At 51.9% G+C, this 26541-nt stretch carries 21 protein-coding genes; 19 read left to right on the forward strand and 2 right to left on the reverse strand.

Annotated features, from left to right (window positions below):
- Positions 1-79 precede the first annotated feature (79 nt).
- From K0T92_RS16475 to K0T92_RS16485, 3 genes are read left to right on the forward strand one after another with little or no spacing between them, the layout of a single operon-like run.
- Positions 80-1819 (forward strand): sensor histidine kinase, encoded by a 1740-nt coding sequence (locus K0T92_RS16475; RefSeq protein WP_343223726.1) that lies wholly within the window; start codon positions 80-82, stop codon positions 1817-1819.
- Positions 1797-3377 (forward strand): response regulator, encoded by a 1581-nt coding sequence (locus K0T92_RS16480; protein WP_219873572.1) that lies wholly within the window; start codon positions 1797-1799, stop codon positions 3375-3377. The genes K0T92_RS16475 and K0T92_RS16480 overlap by 23 nt, the downstream gene beginning before the upstream one ends.
- Before the next feature lie 50 nt (positions 3378-3427).
- A complete protein-coding gene (locus tag K0T92_RS16485; protein WP_219873573.1) occupies positions 3428-4762 on the forward strand; it encodes an ABC transporter substrate-binding protein in 1335 nt (444 codons plus the stop codon).
- Between the two features lie 206 nt (positions 4763-4968).
- Here K0T92_RS16485 and K0T92_RS16490 read toward each other — a convergent pair whose 3' ends face one another.
- A complete protein-coding gene (locus K0T92_RS16490) occupies positions 4969-7029 on the reverse strand; it encodes a glycoside hydrolase family 31 protein (protein ID WP_219873574.1) in 2061 nt (686 codons plus the stop codon).
- A 146-nt stretch (positions 7030-7175) separates the two neighbouring features.
- Here K0T92_RS16490 and K0T92_RS16495 point away from each other — a divergent pair, with 146 nt between their 5' ends.
- From K0T92_RS16495 to K0T92_RS16555, 13 genes are all read left to right on the forward strand, one after another.
- On the forward strand, positions 7176-8078 hold the full coding sequence (locus tag K0T92_RS16495) for an AraC family transcriptional regulator (RefSeq protein WP_219873575.1): 903 nt from the start codon (positions 7176-7178) through the stop codon (positions 8076-8078).
- Positions 8079-8141: 63 nt separating this feature from the next.
- Positions 8142-9140, forward strand: coding sequence for a LacI family DNA-binding transcriptional regulator (locus tag K0T92_RS16500; protein ID WP_219873576.1), 999 nt, complete (start codon positions 8142-8144; stop codon positions 9138-9140).
- A 72-nt stretch (positions 9141-9212) separates the two neighbouring features.
- Complete coding sequence (locus tag K0T92_RS16505) at positions 9213-10127, forward strand: ABC transporter permease (protein ID WP_246628210.1); 915 nt, start codon at positions 9213-9215, stop codon at positions 10125-10127.
- Between the two features lie 17 nt (positions 10128-10144).
- On the forward strand, positions 10145-11035 hold the full coding sequence (locus tag K0T92_RS16510) for a carbohydrate ABC transporter permease (protein ID WP_219873577.1): 891 nt from the start codon (positions 10145-10147) through the stop codon (positions 11033-11035).
- Positions 11036-11135: 100 nt separating this feature from the next.
- The gene (locus tag K0T92_RS16515; protein WP_219873578.1) at positions 11136-12794 is read left to right on the forward strand and encodes a type 2 periplasmic-binding domain-containing protein; all 1659 of its coding nucleotides are present in this window, start codon (positions 11136-11138) and stop codon (positions 12792-12794) included.
- A 100-nt stretch (positions 12795-12894) separates the two neighbouring features.
- Complete coding sequence (locus K0T92_RS16520; RefSeq protein WP_246628211.1) at positions 12895-15150, forward strand: GH32 C-terminal domain-containing protein; 2256 nt, start codon at positions 12895-12897, stop codon at positions 15148-15150.
- Positions 15151-15162: 12 nt separating this feature from the next.
- Positions 15163-16650 (forward strand): glycoside hydrolase family 32 protein, encoded by a 1488-nt coding sequence (locus tag K0T92_RS16525; protein WP_343223727.1) that lies wholly within the window; start codon positions 15163-15165, stop codon positions 16648-16650.
- Between the two features lie 107 nt (positions 16651-16757).
- Positions 16758-17741, forward strand: a complete 984-nt coding sequence (locus tag K0T92_RS16530) for a PfkB family carbohydrate kinase (protein WP_219873579.1) — start codon at positions 16758-16760, stop codon at positions 17739-17741.
- Between the two features lie 79 nt (positions 17742-17820).
- Positions 17821-18426, forward strand: coding sequence for an acetylglutamate kinase (locus tag K0T92_RS16535; RefSeq protein WP_219873580.1), 606 nt, complete (start codon positions 17821-17823; stop codon positions 18424-18426).
- 380 nt (positions 18427-18806) lie between these two features.
- Positions 18807-19058 (forward strand): YolD-like family protein, encoded by a 252-nt coding sequence (locus K0T92_RS16540; protein ID WP_219873581.1) that lies wholly within the window; start codon positions 18807-18809, stop codon positions 19056-19058.
- Between the two features lie 88 nt (positions 19059-19146).
- Positions 19147-20322, forward strand: a complete 1176-nt coding sequence (locus tag K0T92_RS16545; RefSeq protein ID WP_219873582.1) for a MalY/PatB family protein — start codon at positions 19147-19149, stop codon at positions 20320-20322.
- A 505-nt stretch (positions 20323-20827) separates the two neighbouring features.
- Positions 20828-21046, forward strand: coding sequence for a hypothetical protein (locus K0T92_RS16550; protein WP_219873583.1), 219 nt, complete (start codon positions 20828-20830; stop codon positions 21044-21046).
- Positions 21047-21293: 247 nt separating this feature from the next.
- Entirely contained in the window at positions 21294-21518 is a 225-nt protein-coding gene (locus K0T92_RS16555) for a hypothetical protein (protein WP_219873584.1), read from the forward strand.
- Positions 21519-21579: 61 nt separating this feature from the next.
- On the opposite strand, the gene K0T92_RS16560 is transcribed toward K0T92_RS16555, so the two are convergent.
- Entirely contained in the window at positions 21580-21741 is a 162-nt protein-coding gene (locus K0T92_RS16560; protein WP_219873585.1) for a hypothetical protein, read from the reverse strand.
- Between the two features lie 217 nt (positions 21742-21958).
- Between K0T92_RS16560 and K0T92_RS16565 the strand changes: the two genes are divergently transcribed.
- From K0T92_RS16565 to K0T92_RS16575, 3 genes are all read left to right on the forward strand, one after another.
- Positions 21959-22594, forward strand: coding sequence for a nitroreductase family protein (locus tag K0T92_RS16565; protein ID WP_219873586.1), 636 nt, complete (start codon positions 21959-21961; stop codon positions 22592-22594).
- Between the two features lie 336 nt (positions 22595-22930).
- The gene (locus K0T92_RS16570) at positions 22931-24685 is read left to right on the forward strand and encodes an ABC transporter ATP-binding protein (RefSeq protein ID WP_219873587.1); all 1755 of its coding nucleotides are present in this window, start codon (positions 22931-22933) and stop codon (positions 24683-24685) included.
- A complete protein-coding gene (locus K0T92_RS16575) occupies positions 24669-26501 on the forward strand; it encodes an ABC transporter ATP-binding protein (protein ID WP_219873588.1) in 1833 nt (610 codons plus the stop codon). The genes K0T92_RS16570 and K0T92_RS16575 overlap by 17 nt, the downstream gene beginning before the upstream one ends.
- Positions 26502-26541: the final 40 nt, after the last annotated feature.

Raw genomic sequence — 26541 nt, forward strand, 5'->3', positions numbered from 1 at the left:
TGGAGCCCGTGAACTTTCATGGGCTTTTTATTTATCGGTTATAATGAATATACTTAGGCAGCGAAGGGGGGAACGGACGGTGAGCAGATGGAAGCTGAAGTGGAACAGTGTGTTTTTCAAATTTTCCGCATCTTTTATATTAGTAGGACTGATACCGTTGTTTGCGCTCAGCTACTTTTCTGTTCAGACCTTTACAGGCCATGTTGAGCGGTATACAGAAAATAATTTGCGGCAGATGATTATGTATATGAGCCTTAATATCAACACGGCTTTCAAAGAATACAATGAAACCTCCAAGCTGATGTATAGATCTGAGAACGATATCGATCAAACGCATCAAGTGAATGTGTTAGGACAAATTAATCAAATTCCGATTGAAGCGTATCTGAAGACGGTATTATATAGCGATCCTAATATAAGAAGCGTTTATTTTGTTCGTTCCTCGGATAAGCAAATCTATTATCAAGGCAAAATTAATCAGGCGTTTCTGCCTGAACTGCTGCCTTTGGAGCAGTGGATGCCCGTTCTGGACGAGGAGCCGAAGCAATTAGCAATCATCCCGACGCATGAAGAAACTTATTTCATGAAGTCTCAAAAGTCGGTCATTACGGTAGGACGAAATTTAATCGATACTTCAGGGCTTCTTACGCATAAACCGAGGGTTGTCGGAACGTTGTTTTTTGACATCGATCCGGCGCTTTTCGACCAATTTTATAAGGAATTAAATTTAGGCGAGCATGATGAAATTTATATCATTAACAACGCGAACCAAATTTTTTTCAGCAATACGGAATTGCAAGCATGGAGTGAAACAAGCGATGATGTGCTTGTGTTAAGCGAAGAAATTCCTTTTCTGCAAGGCAAAGTGACCGTAAAAGTAAATAAGACAAGCTTATTCAATCAAATCGGCACAACGCGGGATGCGGTGTATATCGCTATTGCGATCTGTTCGTTAGTGCTTATCATTATGGGCGGATGGTTTTCGCGGCGCTTGGCGGGGCCGATAAGGGCGCTGACGATCCAGATGACGAAGGTTGAATCGGGCAATCTGGCAGCCAATGTCACGGTTCGGTCGAATGATGAAATGGGCAGGCTGGTTCATGGCTTCAATCGAATGGTGGAACGATTGAAATCGTTCATAGATGAAGTCTACGTTGCCGAGATTAAGCAGAAGCAGGCTGAGCTCTATGCGTTAAAAAGCCAAATTCGTCCGCACTATCTATATAATACACTTGAAGTGATACGGATGAATGCCATCCATCATGACGCCGACGAGGTAGGCGATATGATTCTGTCCTTGTCGAAACAGCTTAAATATGTCATTGATTATGGCGAAGACTGGGTGCCATTGCATAAGGAATTGCAGCATCTGCAAGATTATTTCTACATTATTGATGTTCGGTATGAGCAGCGCTTCGAGCTTAAAATAACTAGCACGGATAACGTCAATATGGATTGGCAAATTCTCAAGCTTTCCATACAGCCGATTGTTGAGAATGCGATTCAGCACGGGCTCCAGCCTAAAGGGAGGGGAACCGTTGGCATTACGATAGAACAACAAGAGGATCAATTAATAGTGACGGTGTTTGATGATGGTGTCGGAATGGACGCAGAGACGGTGGAGCGTCTTCATCGCGCGTTGGCCGATCCCGCCAAACCGACCAAAAGTGTAGGACTCAAAAATGTGCATGAACGCATTCGTTCCGCATGCGGAGAAGAATACGGCCTTGCCATCAGCAGCCGAAAGCATGTCGGCACATCGATTCAGCTGCGATTTCCAATTAAGGAGGACAACTATGCTGCGAGTGATCTTGGCTGATGACGAACCCTGGATTATTAAAGGATTGCGCAAAATGATCGACTGGCCTTCGTACAGCATGGAAATCGTAGGACAAGCGTCGGATGGGCGAGAGCTTATGAGTCTGATTGACACGCAGCGGCCGGACATCGTCATTAGCGATATTAGCATGCCCCATATGAACGGAATTGAAATTATAAAAAGAATTAAGGAAAACAATTTGCCTATCAAAGTCATCTTCATTAGCGCCTATCAGGATTTTAATTATGCCCGTGATGCGGTTACTTATGGAGCGGTTGATTATATCGTTAAGCCTGTTGAGAAATCAAAGCTCGATGAAGTGTTGAATAAGACGATCGATTATTTCAATAAGCGTCAAGAGGAAGAAATACGTAAAGGAAAGCTGCAGCATCTGGAGCACAAAAATCGGGATAAAGAGATTCAGGAAATATTGGCTTTGCTTGCAAGAGGCAAACTGTCGCCGCAAGCCAATGAATATCGATTGGCGAAACAATGGATTTCATACGAACAGTATTGCCTTGGTATTGTCGAATTGGATTATAGGGGCAATCGTTCTGAGAGATGGACGGATCACGAGGCGAAGCTGGTCGAATTTGCAGTAGGCAATATTCTTCAAGAGGTTGTTGTCTCTTCGGGCATCGGTCATGTATTTATGAAAAATAACCGTTATGTGTATTTAAGCAGAGAGATAACGAAAGCGTCCATTTTAGCCCGTGATATTTTGGAGAAAATCCGCTCTTTTCTGAAATTGAATGTATCCATCGGCATATCCGCTCCGGCTAATGAGCTGTTGTCGCTTTCTGCTGCATATGGGCAAGCCGAGCAGGCGCTTGAGCTGAAATTTTTTGACGGATTGAACGATGTATATGTGTATAAGCCTGTCGAGCAGAAGCAGACGCTTGAACAACAAATTTATAATTGCCAGCATGAAGTTATCCGTCATTTAACAAGCAGGCTATGGAAGGAGGCGGAAGTCTCTTTGGCCGGGTTGTTTGATACGATTCGTCTGGCTTCCTATCCGAGCCGAAGCCTTACACTTGCTGCATGTTTTTCGTCCGTCATGTCGATTATGCAAGCGTTAACGAAGACAGGAGCGCTCTCCAGCGCTGCCATTGATATGCATGAGCTTCAGAACAAGCTGGCGGAATATGAAACCTATGAAGAGCTTAAGGCGGAAATAATCCGTGTGCTGGATGAGTTTCACCTTGGTCTGGACGATCAGGCCGGCAATCAGGGGAAGCTGCTTATGGCGAAGGTCGTACAATATATTCACGATCATTATAATGAGGAAATTACGCTGGAATCTGTCGCAAGCATCGCGTTCATGAATCCCTATTATTTTAGCAGCTTCTTCAAAAAGCATACGAAAACAAATTTCAAGCAATATGTAACCGATATTCGCATGAATGAAGCGGTTCGCCTGCTGACGCAAACGGATATGATGGTTTATGAAATTGCCGAGCAGGTCGGATATAGCAACGCCAGACATTTTAGCGATATGTTCAAGAAGCAAATGGGCAAGGTGCCGAATGATTATCGTCAAGATGCGAGAGGGTAAAGACCGTCCGGCAACATCAACAGGTGCTCCGCAGAGGAGAGGTTTTCATTATGAGTAAATTTTGGCTGAAATTACTCGCTATATCTATATTGCTAACGTTGATCCTATCGGCATGCGCGGGAGGAAACAAGGGGAATCATGGCTCTGGCGCCAATGGGGGCGATAACGGCAGCATCGGCATCGAGCAGAAGGAAGTTTCATTCACGATCGGTTATGCGAGTGGCGACCGGGGTACGAAAGAAGCAATAGAACATGCAATTAAAGCGTTTATGGAAGCGAATCCGGCTATCCAGATTGTAGATACTAGCGAAACAACATCGTCATCCTACCTGGATTGGTTGAAAATTAAAGATGCGGTGGGCGAATTCCCGGATCTGGTCGAAATTCGAGATACCAAAATATTTGCAGACGCAGGCAAAATTGCAGAGCTGCCGCCTGATCTGCAGGATTTATTCGAGAATCTGCCGACGGTTGACGGCAAAGCGTATAATGTGCCTGTTTATACCCAAGCGCCGCATGGCCTTATTTACAGCAAAAAGGCATATGAAGCTGCGGGCATTACGAAGCTGCCGCAAACCTATGACGAGTTTCTGGCCATCCAGGAAAAACTGAAAGCATCCGGCATAACGCCGATTGCAGTGGGCGGCAAAGATATCTTCCATATGGGCTTTTGGACGAATAAATTTCTGATTGATTACCTGTATGCGAACGACCCGGACTGGAATTCCAGGCGTACGGCCAGGCAAGCAAGCTTCACGGATGCGAATGTAGTGCAAGCGATAACTGATTATAAAGAGCTGTTTGCCAACTATGTGAATAAAGACTGGCTAAGCACAGCAGACAACCAGACAGCATCGATGCTTATTTCAGGCAAAGCGGCGCAGTTATTCTCTGGCCCTTGGATGTTCGGGCAAATTGAACAAGCCGATCCCGGCTTTGAGTTCGGCTGGTATCCGGTGCCTGACAGGCAAGGGAAGGTTAATATTGTCGGACTCCCTTCACCGATCGGCTGGTCCTTGTCAACGGATGCTGCGAAAGATGCTGACAAGACGGAAGCGATTAAAAAGTTCGTCCGTTTCTTCCTTGAGCCACAACAATATGCAAAATATCTCAAAACGACAAACGCGATTCCAACGACCAAAGAAAAAATCACCTACGAAGTAGGCCAGCAAATGCAGGAAGTATTGCGCGTCATGGCTGATCCGAATGTACACAAATCATTGGCGATCAATAACTGGTGGGGCGAGAACCAAATTCCTCCGGAATTCCGCAACTGGTTCTACAAGCTGTTGCAGGAACTTGTCATCAATGACGGAGATGTCGCCGAATATATGAAGCGGGCTGATGCGGAATATGACAAACAGGTAAAAGCCATTCAACAGTAAACGCAATGAATGGAAAAGGGTTTTGCCGGTTTATCCCCCCATCCAGCTTATTAGAGGATGGGAGGGTTTCCAGTGTTTTTTTCCAAAGGAGGGAATGTTTCTGGAGAAGCGCAGCGTTCGCCTTTGTTCCCGGGATTCCACAATAAACGACTTCATTCAAGAATCCCGGGAACAACAGCGATCGGAAGAAATATCCCTACCAATCCCTACCAATTAAATTTATAGCGCTGTCCCGTATAGTTTCCGGTTCGAGTGATGTCGTAGCTGTCTTCTGACAGCGCAGTTACTTGAACCCAATTGTAGCTGCCCTCACGGAAGTCATAGGTTTTGCCGTCATCCTCATAGAGGGTGCACGCATTGGCGTTGTCGCCGAAGCTGCGGAACGAAATTTCGAATACTGCGTCATCCGCCACATGCTGCAACGGCTGAGCCAGAGGCAGCAGGGTGCCGTCTTTCATGAATACCGGAATGCGCTCCAGTCCTGGCGATACGGAATAATGTTGGCCGCCCGCATACGTTTCATTCGTCCAGAAGCAGTGCCATATCCCATCAGGCAAATAGACGCTTCGTTCCGTTTCGCCCTCAACCATTGGTGCAACGAGCATGTAATCGCCCATCATATAGGCGTCATCGATTTCATAGACGTTCGGATCGTTCGGATAATCCATGACGAGCGCTCTGAACGGAGGACGCCCTTCATAATGGTAGCGCGCATAGGCTGTATACAAATAGGGGATGAGCGACATACGGATTTCGAATAAGGAACGGCAAGTATCACGGAGTTGTTCGCAGTTATCGAGAAATTCGCCGTTTATATTTTTCTCGCGGTCAACCTGCATCCATGGCGGATTCGGAATTCTCCAGCAGTTCAGCAGCGCCATTGGCGAGAACACCGTTGTCTGTATTCTCCGAATCAAGTCCTCGGCCGACTCCGCCTGACGCACTTCCGGTGACCATAGCAGCCCGGAGAATCCGCAATTTACAACGCCGCGAATAAAGACTTTATGATCATACAGATCACTATACAGTACGAATGGAAATGGCGAAGCTAACGCTCCAGAAGAGCGGACTTGGGACAATGTTCGTACGCCCAGCTCCTCATAAGGAGCAAGAATGGCGGATTGATATAACGTTCCTAGTTGATTATGCATTTGTTCCCCATCCATGCCGGAAGGGAATTCTGTAATATCCGGGAAAGACCAGCTGGAATGGACAAAATCAGAGCTGTCGCACTCATCCAGCTTAAAGCCGGATATTCCTTTGGCTGCGAACTCCTTGAGATGATGCCCAGAGAACACTTCCTTTGCTTCCGGGACCGCTAAATCAGGAACGAGACCTTCCCAGACCTCATAATTGCCGGAAACCTCCTTTAACCCTTCGTAGATGGGAGAGCTTGGATGTACAAAAAGATGCTCCCACAGGTTAACGCGGTAGTTCAGGTCATACAATTCCCCGAGCATGGCTTCGTGGTCGGGAAAACGATTGTCATCCCATACGAACGAGCAGGAATAAGCTCTGGATTGCCATCCGGGTTCGAAACCGAACACGTCTACAGGTATTTGATCATTCCGGAAAGTATGCGCCAGCCGCGTCACATCTTCCTTCTTGGCGGCGCTGTAAGCCCGGTACCACATGCCCAGTCCCCATAGCGGCGGCAGGCAGCCGCCACCCGAGAACAGGTTATACCGCTGGACAGCGGCTGTCAGATCAGGGCCTTCAAAAAAGTAAATATCGATCCCGCGTGCAGCAGGAATATCGATCACGACTGTGCGGTCGCCCTCGGAAACCTGATACCCGTATAGTTCAATCTCGGAAGTGCCGACCTCTTTGTTGTCGAGCCTCTTATGTTCCGAGTCGCCCTTGCGCAGATTGGTGCCGCAATAGAATGTGGCGTATCTGGATGTGTCCACATACACGCCATAACCGGCTGTGGAGACATAGAAGGGAACCGGAGCATGGCTGTCGCCTGTATCCGCGACGGGGTCACTGTTCACACGAAGCACCTTTTTGCGGCCTGTATGATCGACGCGGTGCAGCTGCAGTCCGAATCCATAAATATGCTCTTCACTCTTCAGCGGAAGCTCGACCGTAATCCCGCGAGCAGTCTCTTTCGCAATGACTTGCTCATCAGAGAACGGAGCGGTTCCTCCGCAGTGAAGCTGCTGCAATTGTTCATGGCTTATCGCCTTCTCCCGATACAGAAGCGGCGTATGCTGTTCAGGGATGCCGTAACGGTATTTCCATATGCCGTTTAATATTTTTTCCATGTCCCAACCTCTTTTCCGGGTATAATTACAGTGTGTAGTTGCATGTAAATTTAACGTTATTTAATATCAGTATAACGATTTATTAACCCGATAAATTGTGCTGCAGTATCAAAAAATGTTTGTCTATTATCCAACATGGAGGGACTATGAGCAAACTGTTCGAGCCCGTTAATTTGGAGCCCAATTCCGTGCTCTGGGATTACCGCATTCATATTGAGGATTATTTCAAAGGCTATTATCATTGGCATCAGTGCTGGGAGTTTCTGCTTGTCCACGAGGGTACGGGCACGATTGTCGTCAATCAACAAACGTTCGAGATTCGAAGAGGCATGTTTTTTTGTTTTCAGCCGTATCAGCTGCATCAGGTTTATGCGGATGTCGCTCCTGCTCGCCCTTATATCCGTTCCATCTTTTATGCGGATCCGCGATTAATAGACAAGCAGCTGCAGCCATTCCCCTATCGGCAATTGCGGTATCATACGCTGTGCAATCGTTCAGATATAGCGAATGTGTTTGATTTGGAATCCGGGGCAGAAGGAATGGAATACATCTTTGATCAATATGAAAGGGCGGTACAACAAGGGAAGGGCGGGGATGACGAGGAGCTGGCGGTTTTGTTTCTGCAGATGATCAACTATTTGCCGGACAATGGATCACTGCGCCCGGACGGGGATAAGAGGGCCAAAGAAAATCGCCCCTCCCGTTACGCCGACAAGGTCATGAGCTGGGTCGAAAATCATTATCACGAGAAGTTTGATCTGGACAGCCTGGCCAATGAACTGCATTTATCCCGAAACTATATCTCCCGATTATTCCGCGAAGAGACAGGAACGAGCATTACAGAATACTTGACTGCCAGAAGAGTGAAGCAAGCCTGCCGGTTATTGGAGCAGACGGATCTGTCCGTAGAATATATAGGCAATCAAGTTGGATTTGATAATGTCTCTTATTTCATTAACCTTTTTAAAAAGGTGCTGGGGACAACACCGCTTCGCTATCGCAAAGGGGCAGCAAACCCGTCAAAAATAACAATTGACAACATCTTTTAACGGAATCTATAATATAGAAAACGATTACGTAAACGTTTACATGGAGAGCGTGGTGAGTGCTGCATGGCAGATATCAAGAAGGTTGCGGAAGCGGCGGGCGTTTCGATTGCTACCGTATCGCATGTAATAAACAGCACCCGATTCGTATCGGAAGAGACGAAGAACAAAGTAAAACGCGCCATGAAAGAGCTGGACTACCAGCCTAACTCGGTAGCAAGGAGCCTGAGGAGCCAGAAGACGAATACGATCGGCTTGATCGTTCCGATTCTGCCTTCGGACACCTCCAATTTCTTCTTCATGACAATTGCCCAAGGAATTCAGGCCGAATTGAAGGCACACGGCTATCATCTGCTGCTGAGCACCAACACAACCGAGACGGTTGAGGATGAGATCGAGCAGGTTCGCCTGCTGAGCTCCAAACGTATCGATGGCCTTATCATCGCTCCGATATCCGAGGAGATCGGTTACTTGAATGGAATGGCAGCAGGCTTTCCGGTCGTCTTTATCGATCGGCGGGCCAAAGGCTTCACGGCGGATTGTGTGCTGGCGGACGGATATGGAGGGGCCTATAACGCAGTCAAAACACTGATTGACAAAGGGCATCGCGCCATCGGCATGATTACAGGCGGCCTTGGCATTACGACGAGCGACGAGCGCTTTAGGGGCTATCGTCAGGCGCTGCAGGATCATGGCATCCCGTTCGATTCCTCGATGGTGAAGATCGAGCGCTCTAATTTTGAGAGCGGATACGCGAGCGCCAGACAGTTGCTCTCGGAGCATGAGCCCTCTGCGTTATTTATCGCCAACAATGTTCTGACGATGGGAGCGATGCGTTATATTCAGGAGCAGAGAATCCCGGTGCCGGGCAAGCTTGCGGTAATCGGCTTCGATGATTATGATTGGACGCAGATTACAAGTCCGCCTCTGACCGTCATCAGACAGCCCTCCTACGAGCTGGGCGAAAGAGCTGCAAGAGTCCTCCTGGACAGAATTGAACACCCGGATGCAGAGGCAAAGGAATACCGCTTGGATACCTCCTTAATTCTAAGAGGTTCGTGCTAACGAAGTGCGAGCCTCTTCTTAAGGGGATTAGTAAAACGATTACGTAAACGTTTTTATGGGAGGGATCATGCTTTGAAACGATCATCTGGAATTGGAAAAAGGATTCAGGCTAACTGGGAACTCTACTTGCTGCTGCTCCTTCCCGTAGCATACTTTATTATTTTTCGATACTGGCCGATGTATGGCGTCACGATTGCGTTCAAGGACTTTACGCCTGCGAAGGGGATTATGGACAGTCCCTGGATTGGTTTGGATCACTTCATGACGTTCTTCCATTCCTACAATTTCGAACAAATTATCGGGAACACCATATTCCTTAGTCTGCTGCTGCTGGCGATCGCTTTTCCAATCCCCATCATCATTGCGATCATGTTAAACCAGGTTGCGAACCAGAAGCTGAAGAGGTTTATGCAGACCTCCATATATGCGCCTTATTTTATTTCGACGGTCGTTCTGATTGGCATGGTGTTCGTCTTCTTGTCCCCGAATAGCGGGATTGTGAATACCATTATTGTCGCCCTCGGCGGTGATCCGGTTCTGTTCATGGCCAAGTCGGAATGGTTCAGACCGATCTATGTATTTACGGAAGTGTGGCAAAATACCGGGTTCGCATCAATCATCTATCTGGCAGCACTGGCCGGAATCGACCCGCATCTGCACGAGGCTGCCGTCGTGGACGGGGCCAGCAAGTGGCAGCGCATCCGGCATATCGATATACCCGGAATTACGCCGACCATTGTCATTCTGTTCATCCTTGCGGTCGGCAATTTGATGAATATCGGGTTCGAGAAGGCATTCCTTATGCAGACCGACATCAATGTGGACGCTTCAGAGATTATTCCGACCTATGTGTACAAAATCGGCATTCAGCGGGGACAGTACAGTTTCTCGGCAGCCATTGGCCTGTTCAACGCACTGATTAATCTTGTTCTGCTGCTCATCGTAAACCGCACGGCCAAGAAGCTGAACGGAAACAGTCTGTTCTAGGAAAGGAATGATCATGCATGTTTGCACGGAAGAGACAATCAACAGGGGATCTTGCTTTCGATATTGTCAATTATACGCTGCTGATCGGCTTCACCTTGATGATTCTATATCCGCTTTATTTTATCGTGATTGCCTCCTTCAGCGACCCCAACCGTGTCAATGTCGGCGATGTATGGCTGATTCCGCAAAGCATCACGTTCGAGGGCTATGAGCGTATTTTCAGCGATGGCGCCATATGGACGGGATACCGGAACTCGATTCTCTATGCAGTGCTGACTGCACTGATCGGGACGGCGCTGGCGATAATGGCGGCATACCCGCTTTCACGGAGGGATCTCCTCGGCAGGAATTTCTTCATGATCTTTTTCGCAATTACACTTTTCTTCAGCGGAGGTTTAATTCCTACTTATCTGCTTATGATGAAGTTAAATCTGATGAACACGATCTGGGCCGTTATTCTGCCCTCTGCGGTAGATGCCTTCGTTATCATTATCGCGAGAACTTTCTTTCAGGGGCTGCCGGAAGAAATCCGGGAAGCGGCGAGCATAGATGGATGCACGAATCTGAGATATATATGGAGCTTTGTTCTTCCCTTGTCCAAGCCGATCATTGCTGTCATCGTGTTATTTGCAGTCGTCAGGCAGTGGAATGGCTTCTTCGATGCCTTAATCTATCTGGAGGATGCGGATAAGTATCCGCTCCAGCTGATCTTGCGAAATATTCTGATCGAGAACCAGCCATCGGGCAATCTGGTGGATGACATTCAGACGGCTGCAGAGAAGCAAAGGATCGTAGAGCTGATTAAATACGGTGTCATCATTGTAGCGGCACTCCCGCTCCTCATTCTCTACCCGTTCCTTCAACGTTATTTTGTCCAGGGTGTATTTATTGGCTCTGTGAAAGGATAAAGTCCGTGCTGCGATGAAGGGAGGTGAGGGGCGAGAGGCGCAGGGGACTTCATAATACGGCAGTCTGATCTTGTACTTATACTGGGGAGGTTGTATCACAATGAAAAGAAAATGGTCCATGTTGATGACCGCAGCTATCTGCACCTCGCTTCTGTTGTCCGCTTGCAGCGGAAACAACGCCGAGCAATCCGGCAACGATGCCCCGCCAACATCGAATTCCGGCAAGAATACGAAGGGGGGCTCAGACTTCGCTTCGTTCCCGTTGAAGGAGGCGGTCACGTTGAAGGCTGTTGCTCCAAGACCGCCGCTCGCTCCCAGCGATTTCAATGACCAGCCCTTAATCCAGCAGCTGGAGAAGAACACCAACGTCCATGTCGATTGGAATACAATCGTAGAGACCGACTTCCTGGATAAGCGCAATCTGCTGCTTGCCAGCGGCAATCTGCCGGACTTCTTCCTGGGATCGCGGTTCTCGGATACGGAGCTTGTTCGCTACGGCGGAGACGGCACGATCATTCCGCTTAATGACCTGATCGACAAGCATATGCCCAATCTGAAAGGAATTCTCGATGCAAGGCCGGATATTAAAGCATCGATTACATCTCCTGACGGCAACATCTATGCACTGCCTTCCGGAGAGGAGATCGGCTCCGGCCAGGAAGAAATCGGCGCAAATCCGGATTTCCTCTACATTAACCAGGATTGGCTGGACAAGCTCCATTTGAAGATGCCGACTACAATGGACGAATATACGGCTGTGCTGGAGGCATTCAAAACGGGAGATCCGAACGGCAACGGCAAGGCCGATGAAATCCCGCTCACTTATATTGATAATTTCTGGACAGGCGATATCGGTGTTTTGTTCGGCGCCTTCGGTGTTCCCGACAAAACGTACCGCCCGAACAACCCTACCTATATCGATCATTTGAATGTTGTTGACGGCAAGGTTGTGTTCTCCGCCCAGCAGGAGGGCTTCAAGGAAGCTGTTTCCTACATCAGCCGATGGTTTGAGAAGAGTCTGGTCGACCTGGAGGCGTTTACGCATGATTATACGACGTATTTCGCAAGAGGGAAGACCGAGGACGAGACAATCGGCTCGATGATCTGGTGGGACAAGAATGATGTCGCGGGTCCCGAAAGAGGCAAGCACTGGGTCATCGTCCCTCCGTTCAAGGATATGGTCGTCAAGTGGAACAACGGCGGCGGAACCGGACGGGATGGCTCGGCCATTACGAAAGCGAACGAGCATCCTGAAGTAACAGCTGCTTGGCTGGATTCCTTCTATGAGCCTGCCATGGCCGCTCAGGCACGCTTTGGCCCGATCGGCGTCTGGTTCGATCAGGATGCGAGCGGCAAGCTGGTTGGCAAAACAGATTTGGCCAACCCTGGGGAGCTGCGCCAGAAGACGGCTGTATCGGGCGGCATCGGCTTGCTGCTCGACGGGCATCTGGATAAAGTCGCGTACATCGAGCCGCGCGCCCAGGAGCGGGTGAATGACAGCATCCAATACTTCGTGCCGCAGATGGAGAAGGAACGATTCCCGAATGTCTTCTTCAATGAAGAGGAGCTGGCTGTAATCGACCGGCTGAAACCGGATATTTCGGCCTATGTCAACAAAATGCGCGCCAAATGGCTGATGAGCGGCGGTGTGGAACAAGAATGGGACGAGTTCCAGAATACGCTGAAGAAAATGGGCATTGACGAGCTTCTTGCGGCACATCAGAGCGGCTATGACCGCTACATGGCGGCAAAGAAATAGCAGACTTGAACGCTCCATCCAGCTCATGCTGACAGACAAGCCAGAACGCTCCTTCGCTCTGGCTTGTCCTTATACAACGAACACGATAAGGAGTATGGCAATGGATCAGCGGATTGCACATTGGCGTTTCAATGAGGGTACAGGACATGAGACAGCGGATTTGGTCACGGGAGGGAAGGATAGCATACAATTTGCGCTTCGCAAAGGAAGGTTCCAGTCCCCTCAAGATCCGGATTGGAAGAAGGGAGCAGCAGGGAGCGCGTTGTCCTTCGACGGTTATTCCACCTTTATCCGCAAGCCGGCCGATCAAGTCCGCCAGCCGGAAGGACAGCTTACCATTGCAGCCTGGATTGCGCCGAGAACATTTGACTTCGGAATGGACAACCGCTTGTCCGCCGTTGTCAATCAACATCATCGGGAGCTTGGCCAAGGATATGTATTCGGTTTGTTCCGGCACGGAGCCTGGTCGCTTCAAGTTGGCCTGGACGATGAATGGGCCCAGGTATGGTGTCTTGACCCGCTTCCTCTTCACGAATGGTCCTTCATAGCTGGCGTGTACGATTGCCAGTCCGCAAGCATGAAGCTCTATTTGAATGGAGAAGAAGTGTCGGCAGCAGCGGTCGAGAGGCCTTCCGCTATTCGGCCGAGCACCGAGGATCTGCTTGTCGGGCGCAACAATCAAGGTGTTGTACTCGCCGAATCCTTCATTATGAATCATTTTGACGGACTCATGGATGAATTGATTGTCTATGACCGTGCCTTGACCCGTGAAGAGTTAGTGGCATTGAAGGAGCAGCATATTAGGGACGCGGGAGGGGGAATGCCGCGCATAGCGCCGCAGGACATGGAAATTCCGCGCAGACAGTTCTCGAATGACCGTCACCGCCCGCAATATCATCTGTCTCCTCCCGGTCATTGGATGAACGAACCGCATGCGCCGATTTTTTTCGATGGCCGCTATCATTTGTTCTACCAGTACAATCCGAGCGGCCCATTCTGGCATTATATCCACTGGGGACACTGGGTCAGTGAGGATTTGGCGCATTGGCGTGATGTCTCTATTGCGCTCCGCCCGGAGCCGGGACTGGATCCCGATGGCATCTGGTCGGGAAGCGCCTGCCTGGATGCGGAGGGCATTCCCGTCCTGTTCTATACGGCAGGAGATCTGCAGCAGAAGCCGAGCCAATCGGTCGGATTGGCGAGAAGCACGTACCTTGAGGATGGAGACCGGGATTTGGCCCGGTGGGTCAAGCATCCGGTGCCGGTCATTGCTCAGGAGCCGGGTGTCGGCTTGTTCGGCGAGTTCCGGGACCCGTTCGTGTGGAGGGAGGAAGAGGTATGGTATGCGCTCGTCGGAACGGGAACCGGCGATGAGGGAGGCGGCGGAACCGCCATGGTGTATACGTCCGGCAACCTGATTGACTGGACCTTCCGGGGGCCGCTGTATACGAGCGATTATGCCGCTTACCCTTATCTCGGCACGGCATGGGAGCTGCCTGTACTGCTGCCGATTGCCAGGAGGGGACAGCAGGCCGAGAAGCATATCTTTATTATCTGTCCATGGGGCCAAGGGGCAAAGGTAGAAGTGAATTATTGGATTGGAACCTGGGATCGCCTGACCTGCCGGTTCGTTCCGGATCATGAGGAGCCGGGGCTGATCGATGTCGGCGACTTCCATTTCACCGGGCCAAGCGGCATGGTGGATCCCGAATCCGGACGTACGCTCCTCTTTACCATCGCCCAGGGCGAACGGACGCCGGAGATCGACTATGATTGCGGCTGGTCCCATAGCGCTGGCATGCCGCTATCGCTGTTCCTGCGTGAGGATGGCGGACTCGGGATTGAGCCTGTTGAGGAGATCGCTTTGCTGCGCGGGAATAAGCTCTATGAAGCTTCCGGTCTGAGCATGAAGGAAGTCAATGCGGGTCTGTCGGGGATCAGGAGCGATGCGATGGAAATCAGGATTACCTTCAACACGGTCATGGCTGAGCGCTATGGGCTCTCCCTGCGCCGATCCCCGGACGGTGAGGAAGAGACGATTCTGTACTACAACCGTGCGGACGGGATGCTGATGGTTAACCGGGAAAAGTCGACTCTGGATGCAAGGGAGCGCACCGGAGGCATACAAGGCGGGACGCTTGTGCTCCCGGGCGATGAGGCATTGGAATTGCGCGTGTTTGTCGATCGGTCCTTGATTGAGGGCTATGCCAATGAGCGGAAGAGCTTGACGACACGGACATACCCGTCCCGAACCGATGCTCTGGGGATTCAGCTATGGGCGGATGGCCCGGTTGAGGACGTGTCGATTGAGATATGGGAAATGACAGCTGCATTTGATGCAGAGAGACAGTGTTAAGGAGTTGATCTGGTGTTGACAACGACATCTTATAAGGAAGCCTATCGGCCGCAATTTCATTACTCGCCGCCAGCTCAGTGGATGAACGACCCCAATGGCATGGTCTATTTTGAGGGGGAATATCATCTGTTCTATCAATACCATCCAGAGAGCACCATATGGGGGCCCATGCATTGGGGACATGCGGTCAGCACCGACCTTGTGCACTGGGAGCAGCTGCCGGTCGCGCTCAAGCCTGATCATAACGGCTATATTTTCTCCGGCAGTGCGGTCGTGGACTGGAATGATACGAGCGGGTTCTTTGGCGGTTCCCCGGGCTTGGTGGCGGTCTTCACACATGCGAAGCCGCAGCCCGGCAGCGAAGAGTCCTTGCAGAGCCAAAGTCTGGCGTACAGCTCGGACAAGGGGCGAACGTGGACCATGTTCGCGGGCAATCCCGTTATAACGGACGAGCGCTTCGCGGATTTCCGCGATCCGAAAGTGTTCTGGGATAAGGAGAGAAGCCGCTGGGCCATGGTGCTGGCCGCTGGCGACCGTATCCTCTTTTACAGCTCGCCGGATTTAAAGGACTGGTCATATTGCAGTGAATTCGGGCTGAATGAAGGGGCGCATATGGGCGTCTGGGAATGCCCGGATCTGTTCGAACTGCCGGTTGAAGGTGGCGAGGGCGGGGGCATCCGCAAGTGGGTGCTGGTTGTAAGCATCGGTGCCGATCCTGACTTTCCAGAGGGCTCACGCACACAGTATTTTATAGGCTCCTATGATGGAACCGTATTTGTGAGCGATAATCCGGCGGAGACGATACTATGGCTGGATCATGGGAGAGACAACTATGCCGGTGTCAGCTGGTCGGATATTCCGGCCATGGATGGACGGCGGCTTCTGATCGGCTGGATGAGCAATTGGAAGTACGCGAACCAGACGCCGACCGATGCCTGGAGAGGCGCGATGACGATTCCGCGAGTGCTTACGCTCAGGAGTGAAGCTGAAGGGATACGCCTGATTCAAGCGCCGATTCAGGAGATCCGTACGCTTCGCGAGCCGCTGGTTGAGATGTCCGACCTTCTTCTGTCCCCTGGGCATAATCCGCTCGCACATATACATGAAGGTTGCCTGGAGATTGAGGTGGAATTCGAGCTTCTAGCTGCGACAGAATGCGGATTTTCCTTGAAGAGCGGAGGGGAGAAGCGGACAGTAGTTGCCTATCATTCAGGAACAGAGACACTGTATATCGATCGTTCCTTATCCGGTATAACGGATTTCCATGAGACGTTCGCCTGCCGCCACGATGCCCGACTTATCCCTAAGCAAGGCTGTGTGCGAATGCATTTGTTCATCGACCATTCATCGGTGGAGGTCTTTGCCGGGGACGGCTCGGTTGTCATGACAGATCTCCTATTTCCTGAGCCCGGGAGCAGCGGAATAGAGCTGTTCGCGGCGGGAGCAAATGTGAGGATTCGCACGCTCCGCGTGTTTCGCCTGCAATCGGTGTGGGGATAAAGCGCGATGAGTCTTGCTTCTGATTCGATTTGAATTGGGATGCACAGTCCATGTAATATTAGCTATACCAGTAACCACTATAATAAGCTTGGGGTGTTACAAGAAATATGAAATTTGACATTGTAGCTCTTGGTGAATTGTTAATTGATTTTACTCCAAAGACTGTGCCGGGCGAGGATGAGACCTATTTCCAGAAAAATGCTGGCGGCGCTCCGGCCAATGTTCTGGCAGCTCTGGCGAGACAAGGGAAAAGGACCGCCTTTATCGGCAAGGTGGGAGCGGATTCCTTCGGCTCCTTCCTGGCGTCTGTATTGGAAGACAGCGGTGTGTCCACATCTGGCCTTGTATATTCCGATACTGCAAGCACAACGCTGGCGTTTGTTGAATTGAACAGCGACGGTGATCGCAGCTTCACGTTCTATCGGAAGCCGGGCGCCGATATGATGCTGGAACAAAGCGAAGTCAACCTGGACATCATTGCGAATGCGGCGATCTTCCACTTTGGCTCGCTCTCCATGACGCATGAACCGGCTCGTTCGGCAACCTTTGCCGCACTGGCGCATGCCAAGGAGCAGGGCAAGCTGATTTCCTACGATCCCAATCTGCGTCTGCCGCTTTGGCCGGACGAAGCGACGGCCTGCACGCAAATTCTCGCAGCGATGCCATATGCAGATGTAGTGAAGGTATCGGAAGAGGAGCTTCTCTTCCTGACCGGCTCACAGGATCTGGCAACCGGTGCGAAGCAATTGAAGGAGCGGTTCGGCTTGTCTCTCTTGTGTGTAACGTTAGGCGAGAAGGGCTGCTATTACCAGGCGGGCGCATATACCGGACACGTCCCGGCATTTTCTGTCCAAGCCATCGATACAACGGGAGCCGGAGATGCATTCATGGGTGGTCTGCTGAGCAGGCTGCTGGATTACGGAGCGCGGCCGTCTGGGCTGAGTGATCAGGAGCTTCAAGACATTATCCGCCACGGTACAGCTTCAGGCTCACTCGCCACAACCAAACGCGGAGGCATACCCGCCATGCCGAGCAAGGCAGAGGTCGCTGCGCTGCTCGTGAACAGCGGTCAATCTGATGGCAGCACATGAAAACTTCATAGCCATGCACGGAATAGACGTTTCTCCTATATAGTGTACGAGAACATGACAAAGGAGAAATCGAAACGAAATGTATGGTTATTCCCCGACTTACTACTATTGCGTTCACAGAAATATCCCATCGATGGCATGGCCTCTGTCCAAAGTGATGTTGAATCAGAAGCTGCGGGCCTTGTGGGAGCAGCATATCTACTGGACCAGGCTGACAGTGAATGCTATCGTTGGCGGTCAACCGGATGAAAAGGAGACGACGGAAAGGCTGCTGCGGAATGCAACTGATTTCGCGGAGGCGCTGACACCTTTCTACGGCCCGGCTATTGCCGCCAGGTTCGGTGAATTGCTCCGGGAGCATCTTACGATAGCAGCCGAGCTTGTCAAGGCGCTGCTTGCCGGCAATACTGCTGCTGCCGAGGATGCCCAGAAGCGTTGGTTTGCCAATGCTGATGCGATCGCCGAATTTCTGAGCCGAATTAATCCTTATTGGTCTCAAACGGAATGGAAGAACATGCTCTATGACCATCTAAGGCTTCTCAGCATTGAAGTCACCTCCCGTATTGCTGGCAACTATAAGGAAAATATCGCGATAAATGACCAAATCGAGCCACAGGCGCTCATGATGGCCGACGTGATGACGAATGGAATCGTCCAGCAGTTTCCGGCGGCCTTTACCCGATAATAGCGAGAGATGTGCCAAAACCAGCCCGACACGCTGCTTCCGTGTCATGGCTGGTTTTCTTTATTGCGGCGAATGGTTAACGCCATTCATTGTACACATGCCATATTGTTTAGCTCTCAGCTGGAAGAGAGGACAGAGCTGTCAGAAGCCTCGCATCGACATGCGCTGTGGCGCCGTGCTGAATGAACAGAAGCATTCAGCCCCGTCTTTAGTGCGGGTTTTGGCTGCTTTTCTTTGTCATCAGTACAGACTCATAGGTTCAGGGAGAACGCTGCATGGCTGTACAGCCTCAATGAGGCTTTATTTGTGCTACAATAAGAGAGCATCGCAGATTTGGAATCTGGTAGATAGCTTGAAGAATAGTTTGTGGAGGATATAAAGTGGCAAAAGGCAAAGTACCAAAGAGACCTACAAGAGATGAATTCGTTCTGGAGGAGATCGGCAATCAACTGTCCGAAGCGAAGATGGAGAACTCGGAAATTGTATTGACCGTCTGGGGCTTGGAAGAACAGGTTAGAGGAATGATTGCGGCAATGGATCCGCGAACCTCCAAGGTGCATATTGAGCTTGACGGGGTAACGACGAAGGTTCCATTTATGGATATTATGAAGGTGGAATACCCGAGATATTAGTCGAGGTGCAGCGCCGGGGTCTACATACGCAACTGGCGAAGCATTCGGCCGCAGGAAGTACATATTCTTTTGTTGAGGTGACATTGGGATGGCTTATGATTTTGACCGCATTTTGGATCGGAGAAACACGCATTCATACAAATGGGACCAGTCGGAGCGTTTGTTCGGCAGCGAGGATATTTTGCCGCTGTGGGTAGCCGACATGGATTTTGAAAGTCCGCCTGCCGTCCGGGAAGCACTGGTTCAGCGGGCCTCGCAGGGCAGCTACGGATACACGATTCGCACGGAGGGCTATGTGAACGCGATTACCGGCTGGTTCGCCAGAAGACATGGCTGGGTCATCGACCCCAAATGGCTGACCGATACGCCGGGCATCGTGCCCGCGCTGAGTCTTGCCGTCGAGCTGTTCAGCGAGCCGGGCGGAGGAGTCATCCTTCAATCGCCGGTCTACTACCCGTTCTATGACGTTATCCGGATGAATGGCCGTGAAACGGCAATAAGCCCGCTTGTCATCAAGAATGGACGCTACGAGATGGACTATGCCCATTTGGAGCAGCTGATGCAGGGCGGAGCGAAGCTCATGCTGCTTTGCAGTCCTCATAACCCGGGCGGGCGCGTCTGGGAGCGGGAGGAGCTGGAGCGGCTTGGCGAGCTGTGCGTGAAGTACGGCGTTATCGTCGTATCGGATGAAATCCATTGTGATGTCGTGCTGGCTGGACATAAGCATATTCCGTTCGCCTCGCTGTCGGACGAGATCGCCGATCTGACGCTGACGACGCTTGCCCCGACGAAAACCTTCAACCTGCCGGGTCTGCAATCGTCCTTTGTGGCGATCTCCAATGCGGAGCTGAAGCGCAAATTCGACTACCGTCTCAAGGCGCTGAGCTTGCATATGATGCACTATTTCAACGTGGATGCCGTATCCGCCGCCTATAATGAAGGGGGAGAATGGCTCGATGAGATGCTCGTCTATCTCAAGGGCAATGTTGATTACGCGATCGGCTACTTGAATGAGCATCTTCCCGAGGTTAAGCCGATGCGCCCGGACGGAACTTATCTGCTGTGGGTAGACTGCCGCGGCCTGGGGCTTGATATTGCCGGACTCAAGGAGCTTATGTTCCAGAGGGCCAAAGTTGCATTCAGCGAAGGCTCTGTATTCGGCCTAGAGGGACAAGGCTACCTGCGCATCAATCTCGCTTGCCCGCGCTCTATCGTGCAGGAAGCGCTGGAGAGATTTTGCCGGGCTGCGCAGGAACGCGCGTAGTTGTTAGTTGCGGCTGCTCAGCAGGGGAAGTGGATGCTGAAGTGGAAGCGGGATGGAAGTTGAAATAGAGAATGGAATGGCGAACATTGCGCATCACACTGCCTGCGGATTCCGACAATAGCATTGCTCAGAGCAACTATGGTGCACAACAAAAATCTCGAATATGGGATGCTTGCTTCTTACTCTGTACGGTGACGGGGAGCGGCATCTGCAAGGGGGCCCGGCGTATGGAACGCGGGGCCTTCTTCGTGCAGGGGAGGTTCTTTTTCCGTAATGATGGAATCTCGCGTTCAAAATAGGCCCGCAATGCAGCGGTGGTACATTTCTCAGAGGGCTGCGCGGCTCACGCGAATGTCATGTCTGAATTCCTGCGAAAGCGCAGGCTTTTTTGCCGGAAGTCGGGTATTTGGAGCAAAAGCATGCGATTAAGCAGGCATTTCAGCTATTCCTTCATCAATAGGGACTATATTCAGAAAAAGGATGCATTTTCGCAGGAATGTTCTCAATGAGTCGAACTATGAAGCGAAAAAGATGCACAATCGCAGGAATTCCGCGCATCGCAGGCGCACCGCCGCCACGGATTGCGGGCGCATCGCCGCCGCGCATCGCAGGCGCAACGCAGCCGCGGACTGCAGTCGCATCGCAGCCGCGCACCGCAGTCGCATCGCAGCCGCGAATAGCAGATGCACCGCAGCCGCGGATTGCGGGTGCACCGCAGCCGTGAATAGCAGTCGCATCGCCGCCGCGGATTGCGGGCGTACCGCCGCCGCGGGTAACAGGCGCATCGCCGCCGCGGATTGCAGGCGCACCGCAGCCGTAAATAGCAGGCGCATCGCCGCCGCGGGTAACAGTCGCATCGCCGCCGCGGATTGCAGGCGCACCGCAGCCGTGAATAGCAGTCGCATCGCCGCCGCGGATTGCGGGCGTACCGCCGCCGCGGGTAACAGGCGCACCGCAGCCGCGAATAGCAGGTGCACCGTAGCCGCGGATTGCAGGTGCATCGCCGCCGCGGATTGCGGGCGTACCGCCGCCGCATCGATCGGCTGGGCGTGGTGGTCATTAGCTCATACGCAATGTTCGATGCGGAGACGGATTGGGAGCGGCTGCGGCTGGCTCACAAACCTGCTAATAGGCATGCTTTTCCACTGGATTTCGGTAATTTTGAAGAAAAGCCTGCGAGGAAGCAGGCTTTTTGACCATTTTATCCCGAAATGAACTTGTACCGGCCAAAAGGATACATATTCGCAGGCATGTTAATCATCGGGCCAAAATACGGTAAAAAAGATGCGCGAACGCAGCAATTTCGGCAACCTGCTTGTCTGTCGTTCGCTCCCGCTGTCGTTCGCTCCCGCTGTCGTCCGCCCCCACTGTGCCCTGATTGCGAATCCATACATTCGCGATCAGGGAGTTGCACGCCACACGCTATAGCGCCAAAAGGCTTTCGCGCTGACGCTCTAAACAAGAAAACATATAATTCTTATTGACATACTAGGGTAAACGATATACCCTATACGTAAGCAGCTGCCAATTGGCCGCAGCAGCAGCAAACCGAATAATGAGCTACCGTATCAACGGAGGCAGTCTTCTTCACGGGAGAGTGCCTCTTTATTTTTTCAGCAGAGGAGAGTACAAACTTATGACACAAACCGTTCACAACCCCGGCACCAGTCCGGAAGGCCTGCAGTACGATGCCGAGGCAAGCAGGGAGAGACAGCCTGAGTATCCTGTTCATCCGCTGTTCTTGAACCGCTGGTCTCCTCGCTCTTATTCACCGGATAAGATACTAAGCGACGAGGTTCTATACACTGTATTAGAAGCGGCAAGATGGGCGCCGTCCGGGGGCAATCAGCAGCCTTGGCGTTTCTATATTGCCCGGTCGCCAGAGGAGCGCGAGTTGTTCCAGCGGTTCATTCGACCGCGCAACCAGTTATGGACTGTGAATGCGCCAGTCCTTATTCTGATCGGATCGGTTACGGTAAGAGAAAGCGGCGAGCCGCTTAACACACATGCCTTCGACACGGGAGCGGCTTGGGCATCCATCGCATTCCAGGCCAATCTTCTTGGCCTGTCTACAAGAGCGGTGGGCGGATTTGATCAAGCTGCTGCTCGTGAACAGCTTGGAGTGCCGGAGGAGATCCAGCTCCATGCCGTTCTGGCGCTTGGCTACCGCGGAGACAAGCAGGCGCTTGACCCTGAGTTTCACGAGCAGGAGAAGCCCAACAGCAGACGGCCGCTGGAAGGCAGCATTATCCCTATTGTACGGAAGGATTGACATCAGCTGCGATCGAAGTGAACCTGCTTCGTCTATCGACCCGTTTATACCGGAGATGCGCTTCCAATACGGGGTGCGTCTCTTTTTTATGTTCAAGGGCAGAAAACGCAGGATATCGACTATTTATGCTTATGCGAATACGCGCCGGACTGTCTCAAGGGTCGATGTGGTATTATAGGATCATTAGAGAATGACATCCCCGAGCGCGATCGGGGAGGCGGTCTCGCCATAGGTGCGGAGCGCTTTATCGTCATAGGTGCGGGGTACTTTATCGTAGAAATAGGAGAGGAGTGTACAGGACTCGTTGAATAAGCCATGCAGAGGAAGTGATGGTCTTTGAAGCCGCCACGGTTATTAGCTGATTTCTTTAGAGCGACCTGGTATATTTATTTATCCTCCATCTCGCTTCATGCTGTTGCAAGTATTGTGTATGTGTTTTTCCCCAAGGTGCTCGGTGATTTCACGGATCGTCTGCAGGCGGGGCTGCTTACCGGGAATGATATTGTCCGTTATAGTCTGCTGCTGCTGGCCATTGGCGTCGGTCATGCGGCTATCGGCGGCTTCGGCCAGTATCTTGTCATGTATGTCGGCAGATTGTTCGAATTTCGGACGCGGCGCAAGCTGTTCGTCCATTTCACAGGGCTTAGCGAGCATTTTTATTCCAAGAACGGTGTAGGCAAGCTGCTCAGTTACTTCATGAACGATGTGACAAGTGTGCGCGAATCGATCTCGATGGGCGTGAATCAGACGGCAATGGCGACGATGCTGCTGCTGTCCTGTCTTGCAGCGATGGTGACGAGCGGAATACCGTTCTATCTCATTGCGGCCTCGGTCGGTCCGCTGTTTCTCATTCCATGGCTCGTCATAAAGTTCGGTCCTGCGATCCGCAGACGTTCGCTCCAGGTGCAGGATTCGCTTGGGACGATGACGGAGTCGGCGGAGGAGCAGTTCGGCGGCATCCGCGTGACGAAGAAGTTCGCAGTCGAGTCTGTCATGATTGAACGTTTCGGCGCTACAGTTGACGCTATCCGGGACAATCAGCTGTCGCTCGTCCGGTTGTCATCCATCTTCCAGGCATTGATCCCGTTCCTCGGCTCGGCTTCACTTGTCATTGCGCTGGCCTTTGGCGGGTATTTGACAGTGACGGGCCATATTACGCTGGGCAATTTCGTTGCCTTGACGTTATATATCCGGATGCTGATGAATCCGCTGCAGCAGATCGGCAATGTGATCAATACGATTCAGCGGTCGCGTGCATCGCTGCAGCGGTTGAATGAGCTGCTGGAGAAGGAGCCCGATATCCGGGAAATCGAGGGGGCAAAAGAGATTCTGATGGACGAAGCCGGGATACGGTTCAAGGAGCTGACCTTTACGTATCCGGAGGCCTCCGCGCCATCCCTGCACAACATCAATATCGATATCGAGCCTGGCATGACGCTGGGGATCGTAGGGCGAACCGGCAGCGGCAAGACGACACTAATGAAGCTGCTGCTGCGAACGTACAATCCGCCGGAGGGAACGGTCTTTGTCGGCGATACCGACATTCATGAGCAGAGCCTGGAGAGCCTGCGCGGCGGCATTGCTTACGTGCCGCAGGACGGCTTCCTGTTCAGTACGACCATTCGCGAAAATATCGCCTTTAGCCGCCGTGATGCCAATGAGCGGGAAGTGGAGAACGCGGCCAGGCAGGCGCAGATCTACAATAATATTCTCGCATTTCCCCAGCAGTTCGAGACCAAGCTTGGGGAACGCGGTGTGACGCTATCCGGCGGCCAGCGCCAAAGAACGAGTCTGGCGCGCGGGCTGATCAAGGATGCTCCGGTCATGATTCTGGACGACAGCGTCAGCGCTGTAGATGCGGTGACGGAGACGGAGATTCTGAATACGATTCAGGAGGAACGCAGAGGCAAGACGACGATCATTATCGCGCACCGGATTAGCGCCATCAAGCATGCGGATCTTATTGTCGTGCTGGATGGCGGCCGGATTATTCAGCGCGGCACACATGAGGAGCTGCTGGAGCAGCACGGACTGTATGCTACGCTTTATGCGATTCAAGAGGAGGGGAGCGGGCATGCGGCAGGCCATTAACAATTGGCAGTTGGATCAGAAGGCCGATCTCAGCAAGCAGCCCAAGCCGCAGTACAGATCAGCGTTCCGTATTCTGGGCTCATACGCGAAGCCGCACCGCCGGACCTTCGGGCTCGTATTCATCTGTACACTCATTGCGATTGCGGCCGAGCTGCTGCAGCCTTATCTGGTCAAGATCGTGATCGATGACAACCTGATGGCCGGCAAGAATGACTATGGCGGCCTGCTGGCTGTCAGCGCGCTCTACCTGGGGCTGTCACTGCTGGCGCTGCTCTTTACCTATTTGCAGAACAATCTGCTGCAGTACGCCGGACAGAGCATCGTTGCCCGTATCCGCAAGCAGCTGTTCCAGCATATTACGGGGCTGTCCATGTCCTATTTTGACAAAACGCCAAGCGGCAGTCTCATTACCTATGTCTCCAGCGATACGGAGGCGCTGAACCAGTTCTTCAATCAGGTGCTGCTCAGCATACTGCGGGATGGAATGACGCTGCTCTTCATTCTGTTTATGATGTTTCAGCTGGATGCGGAGCTGGGTGCTTACTGCCTGATCCTGCTGCCGGTTATCGCCATTATCGCGGCTGCCTTCCGCTCGTTCATGCGCAATACGTACCAGATGGCGAGAACCCGTCTGTCCAGACTCGTCGCATTCGTAGCGGAGAACCTGTCGGGGATGAATCTTATTCAGATCTTCCATCAGGAGCGGGAGCAGGGGAAGCAGTTCAAGGAGCGCAACCAATCTTACTTTCAGGCAAATATTCGCGAGATTCGGACGAACGTGCTCTTCAACCGGTCGTTTGATATTCTGAGCAATCTGTCGATAGCGTTCGTAACCTGGATCGGCGGCAGAGCTGTTATCGGAGAAACAATGGAGTTCGGCGTGCTCTACGCCTTCATTACGTATATCCGCCAATTTTTCCAGCCCATCAATACGATCACGCAGCAGTGGAATATGCTTCAATCGGCAACGGTTGCTGTTAACCGGATTTGGGGTATATTCGATCTTCGTCCCGAGGTTTCCGACTCTAAGGAAGCGGGGGGCGGCGATCTGCCGCTGGAGGCTGTGAAGGGGAGCATCGACTTCAACCGGATCACATTTGCTTATGAGAGCGGAACGCCTGTTATCAAGGGGCTTGATCTGCATATCGGGCCGGGAGAGCTGATCGGGGTTGTTGGCACGACAGGTGCAGGCAAAAGCTCGCTCATCAGTCTGCTGTGCCGGTTCTATGATGTCCAGGAAGGCAGTATTCTGATCGACGGTCACGATATCCGCGACCTGCAGCAGGCGAAGCTGCACCGGATCGTCGGACTGGTCCAGCAGGAGCCCTACCTGTACGCGGGCAGCATCATTGATAATGTGCGGATGTTCGATCTGTCGATTTCGCGGGAAAAGGTAGTGGAGGCCTGTCAATTCGTCGGCGCCGACATGCTGATCCGCCAAATGAAGGATGGCTATGACACGAGATTGTCAGAGCGGGGAAGCGGCCTGTCGGCTGGTGAGAGACAGCTGCTGTCTTTTGCGCGAATCATCGTATTCCAGCCCCGGATACTGATATTGGACGAGGCCACCGCCAATCTGGATTCTCATACGGAGCAGCTGATTCAGCAGGCGCTGGGGGTCGTCTCCGAGGGGAGGACGACGATTGTCATCGCGCACAGGCTCTCCACGATTATGCAGGCTGACCGCATTCTGGTCATGCGGCATGGTGAAATCGCGGAGGAAGGAACGCATGAGGAGCTGATTGCTCTGCAGGGGTATTATGAGGAATTGTTCAGCCATTCCCAGGGGCAGCTGGGCCGAACCATGACATTGTGATAAAGAAGTTTCATACACGATCGACCGTATATACGGAGAT

It is taken from the genome of Paenibacillus oenotherae, assembly GCF_019443105.1.
GTDB lineage: Bacteria > Bacillota > Bacilli > Paenibacillales > Paenibacillaceae > Paenibacillus_Z > Paenibacillus_Z oenotherae.

Excerpts from the sequence above, each read along its gene's own strand:
- K0T92_RS16480 (WP_219873572.1), top strand. The coding sequence starts at position 1,797 with ATGCTGCGAGTGATCTTGGCTGATGACGAACCCTGGATTATTAAAGGA.
- K0T92_RS16485 (WP_219873573.1), top strand. The coding sequence starts at position 3,428 with ATGAGTAAATTTTGGCTGAAATTACTCGCTATATCTATATTGCTAACG.
- K0T92_RS16490 (WP_219873574.1), bottom strand. The coding sequence starts at position 7,029 with ATGGAAAAAATATTAAACGGCATATGGAAATACCGTTACGGCATCCCT.
- K0T92_RS16495 (WP_219873575.1), top strand. The coding sequence starts at position 7,176 with ATGAGCAAACTGTTCGAGCCCGTTAATTTGGAGCCCAATTCCGTGCTC.
- K0T92_RS16500 (WP_219873576.1), top strand. The coding sequence starts at position 8,142 with ATGGCAGATATCAAGAAGGTTGCGGAAGCGGCGGGCGTTTCGATTGCT.
- K0T92_RS16510 (WP_219873577.1), top strand. The coding sequence starts at position 10,145 with ATGTTTGCACGGAAGAGACAATCAACAGGGGATCTTGCTTTCGATATT.
- K0T92_RS16515 (WP_219873578.1), top strand. The coding sequence starts at position 11,136 with ATGAAAAGAAAATGGTCCATGTTGATGACCGCAGCTATCTGCACCTCG.
- K0T92_RS16520 (WP_246628211.1), top strand. The coding sequence starts at position 12,895 with ATGGATCAGCGGATTGCACATTGGCGTTTCAATGAGGGTACAGGACAT.
- K0T92_RS16530 (WP_219873579.1), top strand. The coding sequence starts at position 16,758 with ATGAAATTTGACATTGTAGCTCTTGGTGAATTGTTAATTGATTTTACT.
- K0T92_RS16535 (WP_219873580.1), top strand. The coding sequence starts at position 17,821 with ATGTATGGTTATTCCCCGACTTACTACTATTGCGTTCACAGAAATATC.
- K0T92_RS16545 (WP_219873582.1), top strand. The coding sequence starts at position 19,147 with ATGGCTTATGATTTTGACCGCATTTTGGATCGGAGAAACACGCATTCA.
- K0T92_RS16550 (WP_219873583.1), top strand. The coding sequence starts at position 20,828 with ATGAGTCGAACTATGAAGCGAAAAAGATGCACAATCGCAGGAATTCCG.
- K0T92_RS16565 (WP_219873586.1), top strand. The coding sequence starts at position 21,959 with ATGACACAAACCGTTCACAACCCCGGCACCAGTCCGGAAGGCCTGCAG.
- K0T92_RS16575 (WP_219873588.1), top strand. The coding sequence starts at position 24,669 with ATGCGGCAGGCCATTAACAATTGGCAGTTGGATCAGAAGGCCGATCTC.